Raw genomic sequence first — 23206 nt, forward strand, 5'->3', positions numbered from 1 at the left:
CCCTAAAAAACGCCGCTGATATTCAGGCGTATCGATTTTGGCAAAACCGCCCCTGATTTGTACACAAATTCAACGAGCACGAAAAGCCTGCGATTTCCGCCACTTATAAAAATCCTGACAAATCAGTCGCATACCACCTAAGGAGTAGGCGAAGACGTATTTGATTTGCATCAATAAGCGCCCCTGCTGAATCGTTAAGGTAGGCAATAATAGAAAAGAAATCGAGGCAATAATGAGCAAAGTCAGACTCGCTATCATCGGTAACGGCATGGTCGGCCACCGCTTTATTGAGGATCTTCTCGATAAGGCCGATGCTGAGCAGTTCGATATTACCGTGTTCTGTGAAGAACCCCGCAAGGCGTACGACCGTGTGCACCTGTCTTCCTACTTCTCCCATCATACCGCCGAAGAGCTCTCTCTGGTGCGCGAAGGTTTCTACGAGAAGCATGGCGTAAAAGTGCTGGTGGGCGAACGCGCTATCACCATCAACCGTCAGGAAAAAGTGATCCACTCCAGCGCCGGGCGTACGGTTTTTTACGACAAGCTGATCATGGCGACGGGCTCCTATCCGTGGATCCCGCCGATCAAAGGCTCGGAAACTCAAGATTGCTTCGTCTACCGTACCATTGAGGACCTCAACGCCATTGAGTCCTGCGCGCGCCGAAGCAAACGCGGTGCGGTTGTCGGCGGCGGTCTGCTGGGCCTGGAAGCGGCTGGCGCGCTGAAAAACCTCGGCGTTGAAACCCACGTCATCGAATTTGCCCCGATGCTGATGGCCGAACAGCTGGACCATATGGGCGGCGACCAGCTGCGTCGTAAAATCGAAAGCATGGGCGTGAAGGTTCACACCAGCAAGAACACCAAAGAGATCGTTCAGGAAGGGACTGAAGCACGCAAAACCATGCGCTTTGCCGACGGCAGCGAGCTGGAAGTGGACTTCATCGTCTTCTCCACCGGTATTCGTCCGCGCGACAAGCTGGCGACCCAGTGCGGTCTGGCCGTGGCGCAGCGCGGCGGGATCATGATCAACGACGCCTGCCAGACCTCCGATCCGGATATCTACGCCATCGGCGAATGCGCCAGCTGGAACAACCGCGTATACGGCCTGGTGGCGCCGGGCTACAAAATGGCGCAGGTCGCCGTGGACCATATCCTCGGCAGCGAAAACGCGTTTACCGGTGCAGACATGAGCGCCAAGCTGAAGCTGCTGGGCGTGGACGTGGGCGGTATTGGCGATGCGCATGGCCGCACCCCGAATTCCCGCAGCTATGTCTATCTCGACGAAAGCAAAGAAGTCTACAAACGCCTCATCGTCAGCCAGGACAATAAAACCCTGCTCGGTGCGGTGCTGGTGGGCGACACCAGCGACTTCGGCAACCTGCTCCAGCTGGTGCTGAACGCCATCGAACTGCCGGAAAACCCGGACGCGCTGATCCTCCCGGCTCATGCCTCAAGCGGCAAGCCGTCTATCGGCGTGGATAAACTGCCGGACAGCGCGCAGATTTGCTCCTGCTTCGACGTCACCAAAGGCATGCTGATCTCCGCCATCAACAAAGGCTGCCACACCGTGGCGGCCCTGAAAGCCGAAACCAAAGCCGGTACCGGCTGCGGCGGCTGTATTCCGCTGGTCACTCAGGTGCTGAACGCCGAGCTGGCGAAACAGGGCATCGAAGTGAACAACAACCTGTGCGAGCACTTCGCGTATTCTCGCCAGGAGCTGTACCACCTGATCCGCGTGGAGGGCATTAAGTCCTTCGACGAACTGCTGGCGAAGCACGGCCAGGGCTACGGCTGCGAAGTCTGTAAACCGACCGTCGGCTCCCTGCTGGCCTCCTGCTGGAACGAGTACGTGCTTAAACCCGAGCATACGCCGCTGCAGGACACCAACGACAATTTCCTGGCCAACATCCAGAAAGACGGCACCTACTCCGTTATTCCACGTTCCGCCGGTGGCGAAATCACGCCGGAAGGGCTGGTTGCCGTGGGCCGTATTGCGCGTGAATTTAATCTCTACACCAAAATCACCGGCTCCCAGCGTATCGGCCTGTTTGGCGCGCAGAAGGACGACCTGCCGGAAATCTGGCGTCAGCTGATTGAAGCTGGCTTCGAAACCGGCCACGCGTACGCAAAAGCGCTGCGCATGGCAAAAACCTGCGTGGGCAGCACCTGGTGCCGCTACGGCGTCGGCGATAGCGTGGGCTTCGGCGTGGAGCTGGAGAACCGCTACAAAGGCATCCGCACCCCGCACAAAATGAAGTTTGGCGTCTCCGGCTGTACCCGCGAATGCGCGGAAGCGCAGGGTAAAGACGTGGGTATCATCGCCACAGAGAAAGGCTGGAACCTGTACGTCTGCGGCAACGGCGGGATGAAGCCACGCCATGCGGACCTGTTGGCGGCGGATCTCGATCGCGACACGCTGATTCAGTATCTCGACCGCTTCATGATGTTCTACATCCGTACCGCCGATAAGCTGACCCGTACCGCTTCCTGGCTCGATAATCTGGAAGGCGGCATCGATTACCTGAAATCGGTGATCATCGATGACAAGCTGGGTCTGAACGAACATCTGGAAGCCGAGATGGCGCGCCTTCGCGAGGCGGTGATCTGCGAGTGGACGGAAACCGTCAACACCCCGGCGGCGCAGACGCGCTTCAAACACTTTATCAACAGCACCCAGCGCGACCCGAACGTACAGGTTGTGCCGGAGCGTGAACAGCATCGTCCGGCGACACCGTATGAGCGTATTCCGGTGACGCTGGTGGAGGAAAACGCATGAGCCAGTGGATAAACATTTGCGATATTAACGACATCACCCCCGCCACCGGCGTGTGCGCGCTGCTGGGCAAAGAACAGGTCGCGATTTTCCGCCCTCGCCACGATGAACAGGTTTTTGCCATCAGCAATATCGACCCGTTCTTCGAAGCCAGCGTACTCTCCCGCGGCTTGATTGCCGAACATCAGGGGGAGCTGTGGGTCGCCAGTCCGCTGAAAAAGCAGCGTTTCCGCTTAAGCGACGGCTACTGCATGGAAGATGAGAGTCATTCAGTGAAGCACTATGACGTTCGCGTGAAGGACGGCAAGGTGCAGCTGAAAGGCTAATCCCCCGCCTTTTCAATACGAAAAGCTTATGACCCCTTATGGGTAACGGCAGGAAAAACCGTATGTTTTGTACGATTCCTGCTGTTATCCTGACGTCAATTCTTACCCCTCCATGAATGCTGCGAGGTAACGTCGTGGATCACCTGCCAATTTTTTGTCAATTACGCAACCGCGACTGCCTGCTCGTGGGCGGCGGCGACGTGGCCGAACGCAAAGCGCGCCTGCTGTTAGAGGCTGGCGCCCGACTGACCGTCAACGCCCTCGCCTTTGCCCCACAGTTTGAGGTCTGGGCCCAGGAAGGGATGCTCACGCTGGAACAGGGGGAGTTTAATGAATCCCTGTTGGATACCTGCTGGCTGACCATCGCCGCGACGGATAATGATGAAGTGAACCAGCGCGTTAGCGACGCCTGCGAAGCGCGCCGAATCTTCTGCAACGTGGTGGATGCGCCGAAAGAGGCCAGCTTTATCATGCCGTCGATTATCGACCGCTCGCCGCTGATGATTGCGGTATCGTCCGGCGGACGCTCGCCGGTTCTCGCCCGCCTGCTGCGGGAAAAACTGGAAGCCCTGTTGCCCCAGCATCTTGGTCAGATTGCCCATTACGCCGGGCTGCTGCGTTCACGCGTGAAGCAAACCTTCACGACCGTGGGTGAGCGCCGTCGCTTCTGGGAAAAATTCTTTGTGAACGACAGGCTGGCGCAGTCGCTGGCCAATCAGGACACCAAAGCCGTTGAAGAGACGACCGAGCGGCTGCTGAGCGAGCCGCTGGATCATCGCGGCGAAGTGGTGCTGGTCGGGGCCGGGCCGGGAGATGCGGGCCTGCTGACGCTGAAAGGGCTACAGCAGATCCAGCAGGCCGATATCGTGGTTTATGACCGCCTGGTCTCCGATGACATCATGAACCTGGTGCGCCGCGACGCCGACCGCGTATTCGTCGGCAAGCGCGCGGGCTACCACTGCGTGCCGCAGGAGGAGATTAACCAGATCCTCCTGCGCGAAGCGCAGAAAGGTAAGCGCGTGGTACGCCTTAAGGGCGGCGATCCGTTTATCTTTGGGCGCGGCGGCGAGGAGCTGGAAACCCTGTGTGACGCGGGCATTCCGTTCTCTGTCGTGCCGGGCATTACGGCGGCATCCGGTTGTTCAGCCTACTCTGGCATTCCGCTGACCCACCGCGACTACGCCCAGAGCGTGCGTCTGGTGACGGGCCACCTGAAAACCGGCAGCGAGCTGGACTGGCATAACCTGGCCGCCGAAAAGCAGACGCTGGTGTTCTACATGGGGTTGAACCAGGCCGCGACTATCCAGGCGAAGCTGCTGGAGCACGGCATGGAGGCAGATATGCCGGTCGCGCTGGTGGAAAACGGCACCGCCATTACGCAGCGCGTGGTGGATGGCGTACTGACGCAGCTCGGCGAGCTGGCGCAGCAGGTTGAAAGCCCGGCGCTGATTGTGGTGGGTCGTGTGGTTGAACTGCGCGACAAGCTGAACTGGTTCTCGAATCACTAACGCATATTCTTCCTTTCCGGAGTAGTCCTTAAGCGGACTACTCCCCTCTTACCGCTGTCGATAACATACCGCCCCGAAGTGGAACTTTTCCCTTTATTCCCTTGAGTTACATCCAATTTTCGTTTTTAAGACAAGGAATGCGTATGTTCAAACTGGCAAAAGCCGCCGTTCTGGTTGGCCTGTTATCGACTCTGACTGCCTGCACCGGTCACGTACAGAACACCAAAAATAACTGCAGCTATGATTATCTGCTGCACCCGGCGATCTCCATTTCGAAGATCATCGGCGGTTGCGGCCCGGTGGCGCAGCAGTAAGCGATTTTCAGGCGTAAAAAAACCGGGGCTTTCCCGGTTTTTTGTTTGGGCGGTTTTTCGTCGGGTGGCGGCTCCGCCTTACCCGACCTACACGATCCCGTAGGCCGGGTAAGCGTTAGCGCCACCCGGCAAGCAGACTTACGGCTTCGCGACAAACCCAATCGCTTCATACACCGCTTTCAGGGTTTCGGACGCGCGCGCGCTGGCTTTTTCCGCGCCCTCTTTCATCACCTTCTGCAGGAAAGCTTCATCGTTGCGATAGCGGTTATAGCGCTCCTGCAGCTCGGTCAGCATCCCGGAAACGGCATCTGCCACTTCGCCCTTCAGGTGGCCGTACATCTTGCCTTCGAAGTGCTGCTCCAGCTCAGGAATGCTCTGGCCAGTCACGCCGGAGAGGATATCCAGCAGGTTGGAGACGCCCGCTTTGTTCTGCACGTCGTAGCGCACAACAGGCGGCTCGTCGGAGTCGGTGACCGCACGCTTGAGCTTTTTGACGACGGATTTCGGATCTTCCAGCAGGCCAATAACGTTGTTGCGGTTATCGTCAGACTTGGACATCTTCTTGGTCGGCTCCAGCAGCGACATCACGCGCGCGCCGGATTTTGGAATAAACGGCTCTGGCACTTTAAACACATCACCATAAATCGCGTTAAAGCGCTGGGCGATATCGCGGCTCAGCTCCAGGTGCTGCTTCTGGTCTTCACCCACCGGCACCTGGTTGGTTTGATACAGCAGGATGTCCGCCGCCATCAGCACCGGATAGTCGAACAGACCCGCGTTGATGTTTTCAGAGTAGCGCGCGGATTTATCCTTGAACTGGGTCATGCGGCTCAGCTCACCGAAATAGGTGTAGCAGTTCAGCGCCCAGCCCAGCTGCGCGTGCTCTGGCACGTGAGACTGAACGAAAATGGTGCTCTTCTCTGGATCGATGCCGCAGGCCAGGTACAGCGCCAGGGTATCCAGGGTGGCTTTACGCAGCTTCTCAGGATCCTGACGCGCGGTAATCGCGTGGAGATCGACGATGCAGTAAATGCAATGGTAGTCATCCTGCATGCTGACCCACTGACGTAACGCACCCATGTAGTTACCAATGGTCAATTCACCTGAAGGCTGTGCGCCACTAAAAACGATGGGCTTAGTCATGATTCAATTCCTGATGTTCACTGTGCGAAAGCCCGAGTGCGGGCAACAAATCTTTGAAGTGGTCGAAGACCACATCCGGCTCACTTAGCGTGATGGCCTCACCGTAGTTGTAGCCATAGGTTAATCCGACGGAAGGACACCCTGCCGCTCGGGCAGCCAGAATATCATTACGTGAATCCCCGACAAAGAGCAGCTCCGCAGGCGTTAAGGATAATTTTCCTGCCACCAGCAACAGTGGTTCCGGATGCGGCTTTTTGTTCTGTACGTCATCGCCGCCCACAATCACGGAGAAGTACTTCGCGATATCGAGCGCTTCCAGCAGAGGCGCAACGAACGGGGTTGGCTTGTTGGTCACCAACCCTAGCGGGAGGCCCTTCGCGTGCAGCGCGCTCAGCGTTTCCTGAACGTCCGGGAACAGGAAACTGCCCTCCTCGACGGTCTCTTCGTAGAAACGATCGAACAGTTTACGCAGAATACGCAGCTGCTCATCCTTCGGGATGTCAGCGTGGTCAACGCTCGGTTTACCCTGCGCGGAACGCTGCGACGCGCGCTCCTGGCGAGCCCACGTCAACGCACGCTCCATCAGAACATCAGCACCGTTGCCGATCCACGTTACCACGCGATCTTCACCCGCAACGGGCAGTTCAAGAGCGTACAACGCCTGGTCTACGGCGCTCGTTAAGCCCGGCGCGCTGTCGACCAGCGTGCCGTCGAGGTCGAATGCCACACCCCGAATTGCCTGCAATTTATCCATGACTTACCTTCGCCAGCTCACGGCGCATTTCATCAATGACTTTTTTGTAATCCGGCTGGTCGAAAATTGCCGAACCTGCAACGAACATATCCGCGCCCGCTGCCGCAATTTCACCAATGTTATTCACTTTCACCCCGCCGTCCACTTCCAGACGAATATCGTAACCAGACTCATCAATACGACGGCGCACTTCACGCAGCTTATCCAGCGTGTGGGGGATAAACGACTGACCACCAAAGCCCGGGTTCACAGACATCAGCAGGATCACGTCCAGCTTGTCCATGACATAGTCGAGATAGCTCAGCGGCGTGGCCGGGTTAAACACCAGCCCTGCTTTACAGCCGTTCTCTTTGATCAGCTGCAGCGTGCGGTCGACGTGTTCAGAGGCTTCCGGATGGAAAGTGATGATGCTGGCACCCGCTGCGGCGAAGTCAGGCACGATGCGATCGACTGGCTTCACCATCAGGTGAACGTCGATCGGCGCGGTAATGCCATAGTTACGCAATGCCTTAAGCACCATTGGGCCAATGGTCAGATTCGGGACGTAGTGGTTGTCCATAACGTCGAAATGGACGACATCTGCGCCAGCCGCGAGAGCTTTGGCGGTGTCTTCACCCAGGCGGGCAAAATCGGCCGACAGAATTGAGGGAGCAATCAAAAACTGTTTCATCCGCTTCTCCTTGAAATGTGTTTACCGGCGGGCAAAACGGCTCAGGGGCGATAAAGAGCCAGAAGTTCGTCCACCTTTTTACGTGTGCCGCCGTTGCTGCTAATGCTACGCCGCACTTTGACCTGAAAATGCTTCGCGGCTTTGTACCATTCGCGCGTATCAGGCGTGTCGTGATTCGAAATTAACACCGGAATTCTTTTGCTGACCAGCTTTTCCGCCATCTCCGCCAGACGCGCCTGTTCGGCAGGGCTGAAGCTGTTGGTGTGATAAGCGGTGAAATTCGCCGTTGCAGACAGGGGGGCGTAAGGTGGGTCACAGTAAACCACCGAGTTTACGCCTGCCAGTTCCATACACTCTTCATAGGAGAGGCAATGAAACTCTGCGTTCTGCGCTTTTTCGGCAAAGTGATACAGCTCGTCCTGCGGGAAATACGGGCGTTTATAGCGACCAAACGGCACGTTAAATTCCCCGCGCAGATTATACCGGCACAGGCCGTTGTAACCGTGTCGGTTGAGATAGAGGAACAGCAGCGCTCTGCGGAACGGATCCTGACTCTGATTAAACTCAGTGCGGAACTGGTAGTAAACGTCCGGGTGATTATTCTCCGGCGTAAACAGCTTGCGCGCCTCTGCGACATACTCTTCGGTACGCAGCTTAACGATGTTATAGAGGCTGATAAGGTCGTTGTTGATATCCGCCAGGATATAACGAGAAAAATCGGTGTTGAGGAACACCGATCCCGCCCCCACGAAAGGCTCGATAAGACACTCGCCTTTAGGCAGGTGCTTTTTAATATCATCGAGCAGGGGGTATTTCCCCCCTGCCCATTTCAGAAAAGCGCGATTTTTTTTCATGCTGACTAACTGATTACACCTTCTCCGGCTGTGGAGAAAGCTCCGACAGCATCCTGCGCTTTAAACATTACTTCAGATCGGCCTGAACCTGATGAATCGGCTTCGCCCAGGGATTTTTTGCCTGAACATCCGCTGGTAGTGCCGCAACGGCACGTTTCGCTTCATCTTTGGAAGAATAAACGCCGCTGACCAGCACGTACCAAGGTTGACCGTTACGGGTCGTCTGATAAACAACGTAGTTTTTCAGATTTGATTTCTTCGCCCAGCTGTTGAGGTTGTCATAGTTAGACGAACTGCTCAGCTGCAGCGTGTAGTTACTGGATGGCGCAGACTTCAACGAACCAACGTTACCTGCAGTTTTGCCTGCGGCGCTGCTGGAGGCTGTTGCCGTGGCTGCTGGAGCCGTTGCTGCAGGTGCAGCTGTGGCAGCCGGTGCCGTTGTGGTCGCCGTTGCTTTCGGCGCAGTCTGCGTGACTGGCGCTTTAGCAGGCTCGCTCACCGCAGCCGTTTCGGTGTGCTTCGGCTGTGCCGGTACGGCTTTCACTTCAGGCGCTTTGACGACTGCCTGAGGTTTGGTTTCACGCTTAGGCTCAATCACCGCCTGCTTACGTTCAGGACGTGTCGCAGTTTGCGTCTGGCGCGGTTTGGTTTCCGTCGCAGCCGTTTGCGGCTGAGCATTACCACCGCGAATCGGGGCAACGGTTGCCGGCTCGGTTGGCAGCGTGGAGTTAACCACGACGTTATCAACCTGCTGCTGGTTCTGCGGCTGCGTCAGCGCATTGTTCAGGTCACCCTGAACTTCTACGCGCTGCTGGCCTTCAGGCGTAGCAGGTGCCTGACCCTGAGCAGGGGTTGAAGAAACGGGCGGCAGAGAAACATCCTGCGGCGCGGTGGTGTTACCTGCGGTCTGCTCTGCGGAAGTCGCACCCGGTGCAGGCTGTGCGCCATTCGCCTGATTGGTCGCATCGTTACCGGACAGGTTGATGCTCTTCTCAGCGGAAGCAGTTTGCTCGGTTGAGTTCGTTGACGGTGCTTTAAGCGCGGAGCCAATGCCGACAATCAGCAGCACAAGCACCAGAACGCCAAGGCCCATCATAATGTACTGGCGGGACGCCGGTTTAGGCGCAGCGGCTTTTTTACGTTTACGCGGGCGACGCTCTACAGGCTGTTCGTCCATTGAATCTTCTTCGGACTCATAATCCTCTTCTGCTCGCTCTTCGTGCGCGTTGCGGCTGCGCGAAGGGCGACGATCGTCTGCATCCAGATCAACATCGTCAAAGTTGATCTGCGGCTCGTTATCACGTTCTGAAGATTGACGAGAACGACCAGTACGACGATCGCTGGGATCGGGTTTCAGCTCGTCTTCTGGTTTGAATTCATCCATTTAACACCCCACTCAAAGGCTTATGCTAACGACTTTGCATTTCACCTGAAGCTAAACGACCACCGGCGACAGTGGCCTGACCTTTCTAGTTGTTACGCCTGCTGACAATCAGCGATAGCGCCAAGAACGACATCGTGCGGCACTCCGCCGCGCACTTCACTCTTCCCTATTGCAAGCGGGAGTACAAGACGCATCTCACCTGCCAATACTTTTTTATCGCGCATCATGTGGGGTAAATACGCTTGCGCCGACATCTCCTGCGGTCCGGTCACCGGCAAACCTGCACGCTCAAGCAGCGCAATGATGCGCGCCGTCTCTTCCGGTGTGAACTGCCCGAGACGTTCTGAAGTGCGGGCAGCCATGACCATTCCGGCCGCGACGGCTTCACCGTGCAGCCAGTTACCGTAACCCATTTCGGCTTCAATCGCGTGACCAAACGTATGCCCAAGATTCAGTAAAGCACGTAAGCCCGTTTCACGCTCGTCTGCTGCGACAACTTCTGCTTTCAGCTCACAACAACGACGGATGCAGTATGCCAGTTTAGCCTCATCCAGGCACAGCAGCGCATCCATATTCTCTTCCAGCCAGTTAAAGAACTCGCCATCCAGAATAATGCCGTATTTGATCACTTCCGCCAGACCAGAAGCCAGTTCGCGCTTCGGCAGGGTTTTCAGACAGTCGAGATCCACCACCACCGATGCGGGCTGGTAGAACGCGCCAATCATGTTTTTGCCGAGCGGATGGTTGACTGCCGTTTTGCCACCCACAGAGGAGTCGACCTGGGACAGCAACGTGGTCGGGATTTGAATAAAACGGACGCCACGTTGATAGCTTGCGGCCGCAAAGCCGGTCAGATCGCCCACAACACCGCCGCCCAGGGCAAGCAGTGTTGTATCGCGACCGTGCGGTTTTTGCAGCAATGCGGTAAAGACGGTATCCAGTACCGTCAGGCTTTTATACTGCTCGCCATCGGGGAGAATCACACTGTCGACTTTTACGCCCGCCTGCTCAAGCAGGTGGCGTACGCGGTCGAGATAAAGCGGAGCCAGCGTCTCATTGGTGACCAGCATCGCCTGATCACCCGCTTTCAGTGGTAAAAAGGAAGCTGGGTCGTTAAACAAACCAGCCGCGATGGTGATAGGGTAACTACGTTCCCCGAGAGTAACTGTAATCCTCTCCATGACGCGACATCCACCTTTAATGCTTTTACCCGCAGGCGAGTGTATATAAAGCCAGAATCAGTTGCTTTCCAGCATATGAATAATCTGGTTTGCAACCACTTTAGCGCTCTGGTCGTCAGTACGAATGGTCACATCGGCAATCTCTTCATACAGCGGATTGCGTTCATCGGCCAACGCTTCCAGAACTTCGCGTGGTGGCGTTTCAACCTGCAGAAGCGGGCGCTTTTTATCGCGCTGCGTACGTGCCAGCTGTTTCTCGATGGTCGTCTCAAGATAGACCACTACGCCACGGGCGGAGAGACGGTTGCGGGTTTCGCGAGATTTCACAGAGCCGCCGCCTGTTGCCAGAACGATGCCCTGCTTTTCCGTGAGTTCGTTGATCACTTTTTCTTCTCGGTCACGGAAACCTTCTTCGCCTTCTACGTCGAAAACCCAGCCCACATCAGCTCCGGTTCGTTTCTCAATCTCTTGATCAGAATCGTAAAATTCCATATTGAGTTGTTGAGCTAACTGACGCCCAATAGTGCTTTTGCCGGCACCCATAGGCCCAACCAGAAAGATATTGCGTTTCTCTGCCATTTTATCGGTACTACTAAGACTATTCGTTAATGGTAATCCCCGCTGCGCAGACACTCAGCGTAGCAGGACATGAACTGAAACCTCATATGCAATAGAGCGAGAGTCAGACTAAAAATTATCTCAATACTCCGGCTTGTTTGGCAACTGATTAAATCACCGCGTCGGGCGCATAAGGTAATAAGACGTAAGTCCAACTCAAATCGGTACTCCTTGTATGCTAATTCATGCCCCACGTCAAACATCTGCAACAAACTGAATGCAAAATCATTGCGGGGATCGTTACCCGTCAGCGAATACCGACCAGACGTGGCGTAATAAACACCACTAGCTCGCGCCGTTCATTATCCTTCCCATCATGACGAAAAAGCTGCCCAAGCCAGGGTATTTTTCCCAGCCCCGGCACGCTGTCACTGCCGGTTTTGTTCTTCTGCGAAAAAATTCCGCCTAACGCCAGCGTTTCTCCACTTTTTACCTCCACCTGGGTTTCTATCTCCTGTTTGTCGATCGCCAGCGTTTCGCCGTCCGCCTGCTGCAGAACCTGTCCCGGCATATTTTCGCTGATGTGTAATTTCAGGCGCACGCGCCCTCCCGGTAACACCACCGGCGTGACCTCCATCCCTAATACCGCCTCCTTAAACTCAACGGAGGTGGCGCCGCTTTCACCGCTTGAGACCTGATACGGAATTTCACTCCCCTGCTTGATGCTGGCCGGCTGCATATGCGAGGCCAGCAGCCGCGGGCTGGCGATGATATCGACCTGCTGCTTTTGCTCCAGCGCAGAGAGCTCCAGATCCAGCAGCCGACCATTGATCCGCCCGATGTTAAAACCCACGTGGCTGGTGGCGCTGGCGACGGAAAGATCGCTGCCAAGCGTAGTGAGCTGACCAACCTTGCCCGCGTCGGTGGCGTCGGTGAGATTCCACTTCACTCCCAGCTCACGCAGGCTTTTTTCATTCATGGTCACAATGTGCGCCGCCAGCTCGACCTGTTCGACGGGAATATCCATCTGAGCGGCCCAGCGCTGCAGCATATCCACCACCGTCTGGTTATCCCGAATCAGCAGGCGGTTGGTGCGTTTGTCGACGGATAAACTCCCCTTTGGGCTCAGGAGTTTTTCCGCGGCTTTTTGCAGCTCTCCGGCATCGGCATAGGAAAACGGGATACTGTGAGACACCAGCGGCGCATCAAGCTGTCGACGCGCTCGCTCCTGCTCTGAGCGTTCCTGCTGTTCACGCTGCCAGGCCGCGGTATGCACGTAAAAAATGCCGCCCTCCTCTCGCAAAACGAGGCCAGCGCTGGCGACAACCGTCTGTAATGCCTGACGCCAGGGGACGCGCGTCAGGTTAAGCGAAAGTGTGCCGCCGACATCGGGCGATATCACCAGATTACGGCTCTCCTGCGCGGCCAGGCTCTGAAGCACCTGGGCCACAGGAACGTCATCCACCACCAGCGTGACCGGTTTTGGCGCGGCGGCCCACAGCGGATGGCTGAACGCCAGCAGCCACAGCATTATCCGTAAATTCATTCTTATCCGTTCCTTCTCGTTGCCACGTCCATTTTTCTGGTTCACATGTATCACCCACATCAACAACCAGTTCCGTTTCATTGATGGCTGTTATCGTCCAGCCTGCCGGCAAGCGCTCATGCGTTTTCAGCCGGTACCAGCGCTTTTGCCCATCCTGTAAAATGCCGATAGCCTGCTGTCCTCCCACCATGCCGCGATAGTGCCATTGCGCCAGCTCGCCAATGGCGCAGGGATCGTCCGGCGGGCGAAACGGATCGCGCATGCCGGTCAGTAGCAGCGCTGAGCAAACCAGCAAATATCGCGCGCTATTTCGCATGTTCCAGCTCCAGCCGCAGGCGCAGCGCTTTACCCTGTGGCGCAATCGCGAAAGCGGCGATCTGCACATCCCGCTGCGCCAGCCGGGAAAAAAGCGCCGGAAGCGCCTGCCACTCAACCTCCAGCATCAATTCCCCTCCGTTCTGCAGCGGCTTCCAGTGAACCAGCGTCGCGTTATCGCCCTGAAAATCGAGCGGGGAAAAAGATATCAGCTCCCGTGATTCCGGTGCTTCCGGACGAAACGGCACCTTTCTGACGGCAGGCCATAACGCTGCGTTAGCTCTCGCGTCCTGAATCAGCTGGCGTTGTCGTTCAGCACACTGCCTGTCTACCGGTCTGAGCAAAGTGCCCCACGCGGCCAGTCCGGCCAGGAAACTCCCCAGACACCAGAAGAGCACCCGACTCCAGGGACGGCTTTCGCACCAGCGTTCTAACAGGGTATCCACGCGTTAACCCTCGCTTTTAAGATGAAGGGTGAACATCCAGCGTCCCTGGCTGTCCTGCCGAAGCTCACCCGTCGTCCCGGGCGTAAAACCCGCTATTTGGCCAAGCGCATCGCGCAGAGCAGACAGGGCCGGCAGGGTTAGGGCATACCCGCTCAGCATCAGTGCGGGAGGCTGATAGCGCAGCTCTGTCAGCCAGACCTGTGCCGGAATGGCGCGGGAAAGGGATCCCAGCACCGGTTGCCATGCGCGTCGTTGAAGTGTCTGCGCTGGCATCTGCGCCTGTGAGGCGAGTTTCTGCCGGGAGAGAAGCGCATGCTGCACGGTCTGCATTCCCGTCAGATCCGTTTGCAGCGCGTACAGCCTCATAAGAGGGTTCATCCGCAGACCGGACATGATCACGAACATCAACAGCACGGTGCCGACACCCATTGCGCCCCAGAAACGCAGGCATCGCGCGCGCCGCTGCTGTCGCCAGGGCAGAAAGTTCATGATGCTCATCCGGGCACCTCGCTCATGGCCAGCGCCAGCGCAACGGTATAATCAGCGCCGCAGTCCGGTAGCGGGGCATGGCAGCGTTCCAGGATTTCCCACGGGTTACGTCGGTTATCAAACAGCGCGATGTCATCCGGTCCAAGCGCCAGCAGCGCCGCCAGTTCGGCCACGCTTTCGGCTTCTGTGGTAAGGCGGCGTCCCCACTGGTGGCGCATCGCCCACAGCCACTGCCGATCGTCCCGCCAGGCGATGCACGTCGCTGGTGCCACCGCAGGAAGAAGATTCGCCAGCGCGCTGGCATCCGGCGTAATGGCCACCAGCCGCACACGCAGCGTTTTCGCCAGCGCCAGAAGGGTGTCGACCTCGTTGTTTTGCGCGGCGGTCACGTGAAAGGTATTGCTGAAGGTGTCCTGCGCGTAATCGAAACAAAGCGTATCGGCAGACATCTCCAGTTCGCGCGCGAGCGCCGCGCCCAGCCATGAGAGCTGCTCGCTGTCGCGCAATGCTACTGACGGGCGGGGAAGCGACCGCTGCAGGGTGCGTGCTGCCGGGAAAGAGAGGAACACCCGGTGGTAGTGCGGCAGCGTTTTCCGCCAGTCGCGTAGCGCATCAACCAGCTGTTCTGGCTGACAAATTTTGCCGTCACGAATGATGCCTTCGGCCAGAGGAATCGCCCACCAGCGGCGCAAGCACCAGCCGGACTTCTCCCGGGCCAACGCAACGATCAGCACCCTATCCTGTTGAATATGAACGCCCGTTTGCCATGTTTTGAAAGCCATGCTTCACGATCTCCTTATCGCCCGTCACCTTGACGGCTATATCAATGAATCAGGCTTGCCTTTATACTACCGCGCGATTGTTTAGAAACTGCCCAAGTGAAACCAAATGGGAAATCTCCGGTGAAGTTCGTAAAGTATTTATTCATCCTTGCAGTTTGTTGCATTCTGCTGGGAGCAGGCTCGATTTACGGTTTGTACAAATATATTGAGCCACAGCTACCTGATGTCGCCACGCTTCGCGATGTGCGACTCCAGATCCCGATGCAGGTCTATAGCGCCGATGGCGAGCTGATGGCGCAGTATGGCGAGAAGCGTCGTATTCCGCTGACCTTAAACCAAATCCCCCCTGTGATGGTGAAAGCCTTTATCGCCACGGAGGACAGCCGTTTCTACGAGCACCACGGTGTCGATCCGGTGGGGATTTTCCGTGCCGCGAGCATTGCGCTGTTCTCTGGTCACGCCTCTCAGGGGGCGAGTACCATTACGCAGCAGCTGGCGCGTAACTTCTTCCTCAGCCCTGAAAAGACGCTGATACGTAAGATCAAAGAGGTGTTCCTTGCGATCCGTATTGAGCAGCTGCTGAGCAAAGACGAAATCCTTGAGCTGTACCTCAACAAAATCTACCTGGGCTACCGCGCCTATGGCGTGGGGGCTGCCGCTCAGGTTTACTTCGGTAAGCCTGTTGAGCAACTCACCTTAAGCGAAATGGCAACCATTGCCGGTCTGCCGAAAGCGCCGTCCACGTTCAACCCGCTCTACTCGCTCGATCGCGCCACCGCGCGTCGTAACGTCGTCCTGTCACGTATGCTGAGCGAAGGCTACATCAGCCAGAGCGAGTACGACCAGGCGCGTAACGATGTGATTGACGCTAACTACCACGCCCCTGAGATCGCCTTCGCGTCCCCTTACCTGACCGAAATGGTTCGCCAGGAGATGGTGAATCGCTATGGTGACAAGGCCTATGAAGATGGCTATCGCGTGTACACCACCGTCACCCGCAAGGTCCAGCAGGCGGCTCAGGAAGCAGTGCGGAACAACGTGATGGACTACGATATGCGTCACGGCTATCGCGGCCCGTCAAACGTGCTCTGGAAAGTGGGCGAAAGCGCGTGGGACAGCAAAAAAATCACCAGTACGCTGAAGGCGCTGCCAACCTATGGTCCGCTCCTTCCTGCCGTGGTGACGCAGGCCGATCCTCAGGAAGCCGTTGCGACGCTCGCGGACGGCACCTCCGTCTCCCTGCGTATGGACGGTATCCGCTGGGCGCGTCCGTACCGCTCGGATACGCTGCAGGGCGCAACGCCGCGTAAAGTGACCGATGCGGTACAAACCGGGCAGCAAATCTGGGTGCGCAAGGTAGGTGAATCCTGGTGGCTGGCCCAGGTGCCGGACGTCAACTCGGCCCTGGTCTCTATCAACCCACAGAACGGTGCCATCCTGGCTCTGGTCGGCGGGTTTGATTTCAACCAGAGCAAATTTAACCGCGCCACCCAGGCGCTGCGTCAGGTCGGTTCCAATATCAAACCGTTCCTCTACACGGCAGCGATGGATAAGGGCTTGACCCTCGCCAGCATCCTGAACGACGTGCCGATCTCCCGCTGGGATGCCGGTGCCGGTTCCGACTGGCAGCCGAAGAACTCCCCTGCGGAGTATGCCGGTCCTATTCGTCTCCGTCAGGGGCTGGGGCAGTCGAAAAACGTGGTGATGGTGCGCGCCATGCGCGCGATGGGCGTCGACTATGCCGCAGAGTATCTGCAGCGCTTCGGTTTCCCGGCGCAGAACATCGTTCGCACCGAGTCGCTGGCGTTAGGCTCCGCCTCCTTTACGCCGCTTCAGGTCGCACGCGGTTACTCGGTGATGGCCAACGGCGGCTTCCTGATTGACCCGTACTTCATCAGCAAGATCGAGAACGACCAGGGCGGCGTGCTGTTCGAAGCGAAGCCGAAAATTGCCTGTCCTGACTGCGATATTCCGGTCATTTATGGCAATACGCCGAAATCCGAGGTGCTTGAAAACAAGGACATGGAAGACCCTGCCGTGTCTCAGGAGCAGCAGAACGGCGTCGTGCCGCAGCCGCAGCTCGAGCAGGCTAACCAGTCTCTGGTGGCACAGACCGGTGCGCCGGAGTATGCCCCGCATGTGATCAACACGCCGCTGTCGTTCCTGATCAAAAGCGCGCTGAACACCAACATCTTCGGTGAACCGGGCTGGCAGGGTACAGGCTGGCGCGCAGGGCGTGATTTGCAGCGCCATGACATCGGCGGTAAAACGGGGACAACCAACAGTTCGAAAGATGCGTGGTTCTCCGGTTACGGGCCGGGCGTGGTGACATCGGTCTGGATCGGTTTCGACGATCACCGCCGTGACCTAGGTCGTACAACGGCCTCCGGCGCGATTAAGGATCAGATTTCCGGCTACGAAGGCGGAGCGAAGAGCGCGCAGCCGGCCTGGGACGCCTACATGAAGTCCGTTCTTGAAGGCGTGCCGGAGCAGCCGTTGACGCCACCGCCAGGCGTGGTGACGGTCAATATCGACCGCAGCACGGGCCAGCTCGCCAACGGCGGTAATAGTCGCGCAGAGTATTTCATCGAGGGCACGCAGCCAACCACGCAGGCGGTGCATGAGGTGGGTACAGAGATTATTGATAACGGCGAAACGCACGAGCTGTTCTAAAAATAAAAATGCCCGGTAAAAACCGGGCAAAGCATCGTAGGCCGGGTAAGGCGAAGCCGCCACCCGGCTTTTTTATGGCCTACAGTCGCCCCTGCCCCTTCAGCCACTCCCGGACCAGGAACAGCGCGCTCACGTTGCGAGCCTCATTAAAGTCAGGGTCTTCCAGCAGATCCATCAGGTGCGCTAAAGGCCAGCGAACCTGCGGCAGCGGCTCCGGCTCATCCCCTTCGAGCGATTCAGGATAGAGATCTTCGGCCACCACGATATTCATTTTGCTGGAAAAATAGGACGGCGCCATGCTCAGCTTTTTCAGGAATGAAAGCTCATTCGCCCCGAAACCGACCTCTTCTTTCAGCTCGCGGTTTGCCGCTTCGAAGACGGTTTCACCCGGGTCGATAAGCCCTTTCGAGAAACCAAGCTCGTAAGATTCCGTTCCCACAGCGTATTCGCGGATCAAAATCAGATGATCGTCGATAATGGGAATAATCATCACCGCTTCGCGCGAAGAGGGGCGCATACGTTCATAAACGCGACGCACACCGTTGCTGAACTCCAGGTCCACACTTTCGACATTAAACAGGCGCGATTTGGCGACAGTTTCAACATTCAGAATGGTGGGTTTTTGTAGTGGTTTGCTCATCGTGATGGGTCTTAGCAGTGAGAACTGGCGTTATTGTGCGATATGCCGCACGGTTTCGGCAATGTCAATCGTTCTTTATTTACATTTATGCAACGTATCAGGGATCAATCCTCAATTCAAAACAAATGTCAAGAGGTTGAAATGTTTCCAGGAATTTGCTGATATCGCGCCATAACAGGCTTTGCTATCATCACCGGTCACTGGGATGCGCTTCAGAATGCTCAAGTTCGACTCCATACTTGCCGATAGCCAACCACAGACTCTCATTCAATGTAAAGGTGCTACTGACTACACCTGTAAGATAAGTAAGATGGGGAAAGCATGAGCACCATTTTGATTGTTCTCGCTGCTATGCTGGCCAGCGCATTGGTTGCAGGGTGGTTGTACAGGCGCCGCGTACAGCGCCGTTATCGTCTGCCCTTTTTAAATGCATTTGCGGGTGCGAGCACGCGTAAACTCACGCAAGACGAGCGTGATGCAGTTGAAAACTATCTCGAAATCCTGAACCGTACTCAGCTAACGCCTGGGCCAACGGGAGCCACCGCTGCGCCCGTCGCGCTAAAGCTTAACGCGCAAAGTGATACCGTGCTCTGCGTGACGCGCTCCATCACGCGCTATGGCATTACCACTGATGACCCCAATAAATGGCGCTATTACCTGGATTCCGTCGAAGTGCATCTGCCCCCGTCCTGGGAGCAGTACATAAATGACGAGAACAGCGTTGAGCTGATCCACACCGATTCGTTGCCCCTGGTTATCTCGCTTAACGGCCATACGCTGAATGAATACCTCCAAGAAGCCCCGCGTTTTGCGCTGGAGCGCGCGAGTTCAACGCAGGCATCCATTCGTGGCGAAGAGACTGAGCAGATCGAACTGCTGAACATTCGCCAGGAGACGCATGAAGAGTACGCCCTGAGCCGCCCGGACGGCATCCGTGAAGCCATTCTGATCGTCGCGGCCTTCCTGCTCTTTTTTATCTGCCTGCTCACGCCGGATGTGTTTGTTCCCTGGCTGGCGGGAGGCGCGGTGCTGCTGCTGGCAGCCGGGCTGTGGGGGCTCTTTGCCCCACCGGCCAAAACCTCGTTACGAGAGATCCACTGCCTGCGCGGTACGCCAAAGCGCTGGGGCCTGTTCGGTGAAAACGATCAGGAACATCTCAACAATATTTCGCTCGGTATTATCGACCTTATCTACCCGCGCCACTGGCAACCGTGGATTGCGCAGGACTTAGGGCAAAAAACCGATATTGATATCTACCTTGACCGCCACGTTGTGCGTCAGGGGCGCTTCCTGTCTCTGCATGATGAAGTGAAAAATTTCCCGCTTCAGCACTGGCTGCGCAGCGCGGTCATTGCCGGCGGCGCCGCGCTGGTCTTAGTTATGCTGCTGCTTTTCGTGCCGCTGGATATGCCCATTAAATTCACTCTGTCGTGGATCAAAGGCGCGCAAACCATCGAAGCGACCAGCGTTAACAAACTGGATGAAGCCGGTGTGCGCGTGGGGGACACGCTGCGCCTGAAGGGTATTGGGATGTGTAATATTCACACCCCGGGGGCGTGGAACACCCGCCAGAACTCACCGTTCATGCCGTTCGACTGCTCGCAAATTATCTGGAACGACGCGCCGCCGCTGCCGCTGCCGGAATCCGAAGTGGTGAATAAGGCCACGGCGCTGACCCAGACGGTGAACCGCCAGCTGCACCCGAAACCGGACGATGATTCGCGCGTCAGCCCTGCGCTGCGCTCGGCCATTCAGAAATCAGGCATGGTTCTGCTGGATGATTTTGGTGACATCGTCCTGAAAACGCAGGATTTATGCTCCTCTCAGGATGAGTGCATACGTCTCAAAAACGCCCTGGTAAACCTGGGTAACAGTAAGGACTGGGACTCGCTGGTGAAACGCGCCGAAGCGGGACGACTGGATGGCGTTAATGTGCTGCTGCGGCCGGTGAGCGCTGAATCGCTGGATAACCTGGTCGCCACCTCGACCTCGCCGTTCATGATGCGCGAGACCACCCGTGCGGCTCAGGCGCTGAACAGCCCGGCACCGGGCGGATTTGTGATTGCCAGCGATGAAGGCAGCGACCTGGTCGATCAGCCTTATCCTCAGGTTGCGCTTTATGACTACCCGGCGCAGGAGCAGTGGAGCCAATTCCAGCGCCTGGCGCAGATGCTGATGCAAACGCCGTTCAGCGCCGAAGGGATTGTTACAAGCATCTACACCGATGCCAACGGCACTCGCCATATCGGCCTGCACCGGATGCCGGACAGCGCAGGTTTATGGCGCTACATCGGCACCTCTCTGCTGATGACCGCGATGCTTGCCGCCATTTTCTGGAACGGCTTTATGGCCCTGCGCCGCTACCAGCGCTCGCGCACCCGGCTTGCCGACATCCAGCAGTATTATGAAAACTGCCTCAATCCTAAGCTGATCCCCTCGTCTGAGAGCCTGATCTGATAACGTCGTTGCGCGACAAGATGTGCTACCCTGTCGCGCACGTTTCTTCTGGCTGGAGTTCCCCCTAATGCATCTTGATATCGCCTGGCAGGAGGTTGATACCGTTCTGCTGGATATGGACGGCACGCTGCTCGATCTCGCCTTTGATAACTATTTCTGGCAAACGCTGGTTCCTGAAACCTACGGCGAACAGCAGGGGATCTCCCCGGCAGAAGCGCAGGCATTCATTCGTTCGCAATATAGCGCGGTGCAACATACGCTAAACTGGTACTGTCTTGACTACTGGAGCGAGCGCCTCGGTTTGGATATTTGTGCCATGACCACCGCCCAGGGCCCGCGCGCCGTTCTGCGCGAGGATACCGTGCCCTTTCTGGATGCGCTGAAAGCAAGCGGCAAGCGCCGTATTTTGCTGACCAACGCGCATCCACATAATCTGGCGGTGAAGCTGGAGCATACCGGCCTGGCGTCGCACCTTGATTTATTACTTTCCACCCACACATTTGGTTATCCGAAAGAAGATCAGCGGTTGTGGCATGCGGTGAAGGAAGAGACGGGTTTGCAGCCAGAACGTACGCTGTTCATTGATGACAGCGAGCCCATTCTGGATTCCGCAGCAAGGTTTGGCATTCGCTACTGTCTGGGCGTGACCAATCCTGACTCTGGCCTGGCTGAAAAAAGCTATCTGCGCCACCCTGGACTGAACGACTATCGCCAGATGATCCCCTCACTGACCGTGAAGGAGACGCCATGAAAGAAAAACCCTCTGACGGGGTAAGACTGGATAAATGGCTGTGGGCAGCGCGTTTTTATAAAACCCGCGCCCTTGCCCGCGAGATGGTTGACGGCGGAAAAGTGCATTACAACGGCCAGCGCAGCAAACCGAGCAAGCTGGTTGAGCTGAATGCCACCTTAACGCTGCGTCAGGGCAACGATGAACGTACGGTAGTGATTAAAGCCATTACCGAACAGCGTCGACCCGCAACGGAAGCCGTACTGCTTTATGAAGAAACGGCGGAGAGCATTGAAAAGCGCGAGAAGACCGCGCTGGCGCGCAAAATGAACGCGCTGACGATGCCTCACCCGGACCGGCGGCCGGATAAAAAAGAGCGCCGCGACCTGATGAAATTTAAACACGGTGAGACTGAATAACCTCACCCGCACGAGAGATGAAAATGGCCCAACACGACCAATTACACCGCTATCTGTTTGAACAATTCGCCGTGCGCGGCGAGCTGGTCACCGTATCCGAAACCTGGAAACAGATTCTGGAAAACCACAACTACCCGCTGCCGGTGAAGACCCTGTTGGGCGAACTGCTGGTTGCCACCAGCCTGCTGACGGCGACGCTGAAGTTTGCCGGTGATATCACCGTGCAGCTGCAGGGCGACGGCCCGATGACGCTGGCGGTGATCAACGGCAATAACCAGCAGCAGATGCGCGGCGTGGCGCGCGTTCAGGGCGACGTGCCTGAAAATGCGGACCTCAAAACGCTGGTAGGTAATGGCTACCTGGTGATCACCATCTCCCCTGAGGAAGGTGAGCGCTATCAGGGCGTGGTGGGTCTGGAAGGCGATACTCTGGCAGCCTGCCTGGAAGATTACTTCATGCGCTCTGAACAGCTGCCGACGCGTCTCTTCATCCGCACCGGTGAAGTGGACGGTCAGCCTGCTGCCGGCGGTATGCTGCTGCAGGTTCTGCCTGCGCAGGACGCACAGACCAATGACTTTGAGCACCTGGCGACGCTGACCGAAACCATCAAAGCGGAAGAGCTGTTCAACCTGTCAGCGACCGACGTGCTGTGGCGTCTGTACCACGAAGAAGAAGTGACGGTTTACGACCCGCAGGCGGTGGAATTTAAGTGCACCTGCTCCCGCGAGCGCTGCGCTGGCGCGCTGAAAACCCTGCCGGATGAAGAGATCGACAGCATCATGGCGGAAGACGGCGAAATTGATATGCACTGTGACTACTGCGGTACGCACTACGTGTTCAATTCGATGGATATCGCTGAGATCCGCAATAACGCCTCCCCGGCGGATCCGCAGGTTCACTAAACTTCTTTCCCCTCACCCTAACCCTCTCCCCAAAGGGGAGAGGGAACTTGAACCCCCTCTCCCCTTTGGGGAGAGGGCTGGGGTGAGGGGTAAAAAACTCCCTCCAAGCTGAATCGCTTTCCCTATGTAACTCTTACGTAATTTTCTTACGTGTATGCGATTACATTCACATTCTTTCCGATAAAATCACCACTCTTTAACCTTTTCAGAACATTTTCCCCAACAAAAAAGTGATTCCTGCGATAATCCGCCTGCGCTGTGACTGGAGTCGCAGCGTTTTCCGTTAGTAAGGGTTTTGTCCAGATGCGTAAATCTATGAGCCCCGTCGCGGTTAACAACCTC

22 protein-coding genes are annotated in these 23206 nt (G+C 56.8%); 9 read left to right on the forward strand and 13 right to left on the reverse strand.

Going from position 1 to position 23206, the window contains the following annotated elements; genetic code table 11:
* Positions 1–232: 232 nt before the first annotated feature.
* From nirB to GVO84_RS20980, 4 genes are all read left to right on the forward strand, one after another.
* Positions 233–2776: a nitrite reductase large subunit NirB gene (gene nirB, locus GVO84_RS20965; protein WP_032648349.1), complete on the forward strand. Its 2544-nt coding sequence runs from the start codon at positions 233–235 to the stop codon at positions 2774–2776.
* A complete protein-coding gene (gene nirD, locus GVO84_RS20970) occupies positions 2773–3099 on the forward strand; it encodes a nitrite reductase small subunit NirD (protein ID WP_121426111.1) in 327 nt (108 codons plus the stop codon). The genes nirB and nirD overlap by 4 nt, the downstream gene beginning before the upstream one ends.
* A 134-nt stretch (positions 3100–3233) precedes the next feature.
* Positions 3234–4607, forward strand: coding sequence for a siroheme synthase CysG (gene cysG / locus GVO84_RS20975; protein WP_159515048.1), 1374 nt, complete (start codon positions 3234–3236; stop codon positions 4605–4607).
* 143 nt (positions 4608–4750) lie between these two features.
* Positions 4751–4921, forward strand: coding sequence for a YhfL family protein (locus GVO84_RS20980; protein ID WP_133551011.1), 171 nt, complete (start codon positions 4751–4753; stop codon positions 4919–4921).
* A 138-nt stretch (positions 4922–5059) separates the two neighbouring features.
* Here the strand turns inward: GVO84_RS20980 and trpS are convergent, their stop codons facing one another.
* The 12 genes from trpS to pilM all read right to left on the reverse strand — a co-directional run bounded on the left by trpS (position 5060) and on the right by pilM (position 15043).
* Positions 5060–6064, reverse strand: a complete 1005-nt coding sequence (trpS, locus tag GVO84_RS20985) for a tryptophan--tRNA ligase (protein WP_047345753.1) — start codon at positions 6062–6064, stop codon at positions 5060–5062.
* Positions 6057–6818, reverse strand: coding sequence for a phosphoglycolate phosphatase (gene gph / locus GVO84_RS20990; protein ID WP_159515049.1), 762 nt, complete (start codon positions 6816–6818; stop codon positions 6057–6059). Before gph ends, trpS begins: the two co-directional genes overlap by 8 nt.
* The gene (rpe, locus tag GVO84_RS20995) at positions 6811–7488 is read right to left on the reverse strand and encodes a ribulose-phosphate 3-epimerase (RefSeq protein WP_024907923.1); all 678 of its coding nucleotides are present in this window, start codon (positions 7486–7488) and stop codon (positions 6811–6813) included. Before rpe ends, gph begins: the two co-directional genes overlap by 8 nt.
* Positions 7489–7529: 41 nt before the next feature.
* Positions 7530–8342, reverse strand: coding sequence for an adenine-specific DNA-methyltransferase (gene dam, locus GVO84_RS21000; RefSeq protein ID WP_023309480.1), 813 nt, complete (start codon positions 8340–8342; stop codon positions 7530–7532).
* Positions 8343–8409: 67 nt separating this feature from the next.
* Entirely contained in the window at positions 8410–9726 is a 1317-nt protein-coding gene (gene damX / locus GVO84_RS21005; protein WP_029740474.1) for a cell division protein DamX, read from the reverse strand.
* A gap of 92 nt (positions 9727–9818) precedes the next feature.
* Positions 9819–10907 (reverse strand): 3-dehydroquinate synthase, encoded by a 1089-nt coding sequence (aroB, locus tag GVO84_RS21010; protein ID WP_121426116.1) that lies wholly within the window; start codon positions 10905–10907, stop codon positions 9819–9821.
* Between the two features lie 57 nt (positions 10908–10964).
* Positions 10965–11486 carry a shikimate kinase AroK gene (aroK, locus tag GVO84_RS21015; RefSeq protein ID WP_003861630.1) on the reverse strand — a complete coding sequence of 174 codons (522 nt, stop codon included), beginning with the start codon at positions 11484–11486 and terminating at the stop codon, positions 10965–10967.
* 286 nt (positions 11487–11772) lie between these two features.
* Positions 11773–13011 (reverse strand): DNA uptake porin HofQ, encoded by a 1239-nt coding sequence (gene hofQ / locus GVO84_RS21020; protein ID WP_159515050.1) that lies wholly within the window; start codon positions 13009–13011, stop codon positions 11773–11775.
* Positions 12923–13327, reverse strand: coding sequence for a HofP DNA utilization family protein (locus tag GVO84_RS21025; protein WP_159515051.1), 405 nt, complete (start codon positions 13325–13327; stop codon positions 12923–12925). The genes hofQ and GVO84_RS21025 overlap by 89 nt, the downstream gene beginning before the upstream one ends.
* Positions 13317–13772: a HofO gene (locus tag GVO84_RS21030; protein ID WP_121426119.1), complete on the reverse strand. Its 456-nt coding sequence runs from the start codon at positions 13770–13772 to the stop codon at positions 13317–13319. The genes GVO84_RS21025 and GVO84_RS21030 overlap by 11 nt, the downstream gene beginning before the upstream one ends.
* A gap of 3 nt (positions 13773–13775) precedes the next feature.
* On the reverse strand, positions 13776–14270 hold the full coding sequence (locus GVO84_RS21035; protein WP_121426120.1) for a PilN domain-containing protein: 495 nt from the start codon (positions 14268–14270) through the stop codon (positions 13776–13778).
* Positions 14267–15043 carry a pilus assembly protein PilM gene (gene pilM / locus GVO84_RS21040; RefSeq protein WP_159515052.1) on the reverse strand — a complete coding sequence of 259 codons (777 nt, stop codon included), beginning with the start codon at positions 15041–15043 and terminating at the stop codon, positions 14267–14269. Before pilM ends, GVO84_RS21035 begins: the two co-directional genes overlap by 4 nt.
* Positions 15044–15163: 120 nt before the next feature.
* On the opposite strand from pilM, the gene mrcA reads away from it, so the two are divergent.
* Positions 15164–17716 (forward strand): peptidoglycan glycosyltransferase/peptidoglycan DD-transpeptidase MrcA, encoded by a 2553-nt coding sequence (mrcA, locus tag GVO84_RS21045; RefSeq protein ID WP_193941096.1) that lies wholly within the window; start codon positions 15164–15166, stop codon positions 17714–17716.
* Between the two features lie 79 nt (positions 17717–17795).
* On the opposite strand, the gene nudE is transcribed toward mrcA, so the two are convergent.
* Positions 17796–18356 (reverse strand): ADP compounds hydrolase NudE, encoded by a 561-nt coding sequence (gene nudE / locus GVO84_RS21050; protein WP_023333707.1) that lies wholly within the window; start codon positions 18354–18356, stop codon positions 17796–17798.
* A gap of 321 nt (positions 18357–18677) precedes the next feature.
* On the opposite strand from nudE, the gene GVO84_RS21055 reads away from it, so the two are divergent.
* The 4 genes from GVO84_RS21055 (at position 18678) to hslO (ending at position 22864) form a co-directional block, all read left to right on the forward strand.
* Positions 18678–20813 (forward strand): intracellular growth attenuator family protein, encoded by a 2136-nt coding sequence (locus GVO84_RS21055; protein ID WP_159515054.1) that lies wholly within the window; start codon positions 18678–18680, stop codon positions 20811–20813.
* Positions 20814–20880: 67 nt separating this feature from the next.
* Positions 20881–21564 (forward strand): GMP/IMP nucleotidase, encoded by a 684-nt coding sequence (gene yrfG / locus GVO84_RS21060; protein ID WP_032641117.1) that lies wholly within the window; start codon positions 20881–20883, stop codon positions 21562–21564.
* A complete protein-coding gene (gene hslR / locus GVO84_RS21065) occupies positions 21561–21962 on the forward strand; it encodes a ribosome-associated heat shock protein Hsp15 (protein ID WP_023333710.1) in 402 nt (133 codons plus the stop codon). The genes yrfG and hslR overlap by 4 nt, the downstream gene beginning before the upstream one ends.
* Positions 21963–21979: 17 nt before the next feature.
* On the forward strand, positions 21980–22864 hold the full coding sequence (hslO, locus tag GVO84_RS21070; RefSeq protein WP_162269339.1) for an Hsp33 family molecular chaperone HslO: 885 nt from the start codon (positions 21980–21982) through the stop codon (positions 22862–22864).
* The last annotated feature ends 342 nt before the right edge of the window (positions 22865–23206 follow it).

Origin of the sequence: Enterobacter sp. SM3 (genome assembly GCF_009811935.2) — a bacterium.
Classification (GTDB): domain Bacteria; phylum Pseudomonadota; class Gammaproteobacteria; order Enterobacterales; family Enterobacteriaceae; genus Enterobacter; species Enterobacter asburiae_D.

What these genes read in the sequence shown, in the direction of transcription:
- GVO84_RS20980 (WP_133551011.1), top strand. Translation starts at nt 4,751, where the DNA reads ATGTTCAAACTGGCAAAAGCCGCCGTTCTGGTTGGCCTGTTATCGACT.
- GVO84_RS21055 (WP_159515054.1), top strand. Translation starts at nt 18,678, where the DNA reads ATGAGCACCATTTTGATTGTTCTCGCTGCTATGCTGGCCAGCGCATTG.
- hslO (WP_162269339.1), top strand. Translation starts at nt 21,980, where the DNA reads ATGAAAATGGCCCAACACGACCAATTACACCGCTATCTGTTTGAACAA.
- pilM (WP_159515052.1), bottom strand. Translation starts at nt 15,043, where the DNA reads ATGGCTTTCAAAACATGGCAAACGGGCGTTCATATTCAACAGGATAGG.
- damX (WP_029740474.1), bottom strand. Translation starts at nt 9,726, where the DNA reads ATGGATGAATTCAAACCAGAAGACGAGCTGAAACCCGATCCCAGCGAT.
- nirB (WP_032648349.1), top strand. Translation starts at nt 233, where the DNA reads ATGAGCAAAGTCAGACTCGCTATCATCGGTAACGGCATGGTCGGCCAC.
- trpS (WP_047345753.1), bottom strand. Translation starts at nt 6,064, where the DNA reads ATGACTAAGCCCATCGTTTTTAGTGGCGCACAGCCTTCAGGTGAATTG.
- dam (WP_023309480.1), bottom strand. Translation starts at nt 8,342, where the DNA reads ATGAAAAAAAATCGCGCTTTTCTGAAATGGGCAGGGGGGAAATACCCC.
- aroK (WP_003861630.1), bottom strand. Translation starts at nt 11,486, where the DNA reads ATGGCAGAGAAACGCAATATCTTTCTGGTTGGGCCTATGGGTGCCGGC.
- GVO84_RS21025 (WP_159515051.1), bottom strand. Translation starts at nt 13,327, where the DNA reads ATGCGAAATAGCGCGCGATATTTGCTGGTTTGCTCAGCGCTGCTACTG.
- GVO84_RS21035 (WP_121426120.1), bottom strand. Translation starts at nt 14,270, where the DNA reads ATGAGCATCATGAACTTTCTGCCCTGGCGACAGCAGCGGCGCGCGCGA.
- hofQ (WP_159515050.1), bottom strand. Translation starts at nt 13,011, where the DNA reads ATGAATTTACGGATAATGCTGTGGCTGCTGGCGTTCAGCCATCCGCTG.
- yrfG (WP_032641117.1), top strand. Translation starts at nt 20,881, where the DNA reads ATGCATCTTGATATCGCCTGGCAGGAGGTTGATACCGTTCTGCTGGAT.
- nudE (WP_023333707.1), bottom strand. Translation starts at nt 18,356, where the DNA reads ATGAGCAAACCACTACAAAAACCCACCATTCTGAATGTTGAAACTGTC.
- gph (WP_159515049.1), bottom strand. Translation starts at nt 6,818, where the DNA reads ATGGATAAATTGCAGGCAATTCGGGGTGTGGCATTCGACCTCGACGGC.
- hslR (WP_023333710.1), top strand. Translation starts at nt 21,561, where the DNA reads ATGAAAGAAAAACCCTCTGACGGGGTAAGACTGGATAAATGGCTGTGG.
- aroB (WP_121426116.1), bottom strand. Translation starts at nt 10,907, where the DNA reads ATGGAGAGGATTACAGTTACTCTCGGGGAACGTAGTTACCCTATCACC.
- nirD (WP_121426111.1), top strand. Translation starts at nt 2,773, where the DNA reads ATGAGCCAGTGGATAAACATTTGCGATATTAACGACATCACCCCCGCC.
- rpe (WP_024907923.1), bottom strand. Translation starts at nt 7,488, where the DNA reads ATGAAACAGTTTTTGATTGCTCCCTCAATTCTGTCGGCCGATTTTGCC.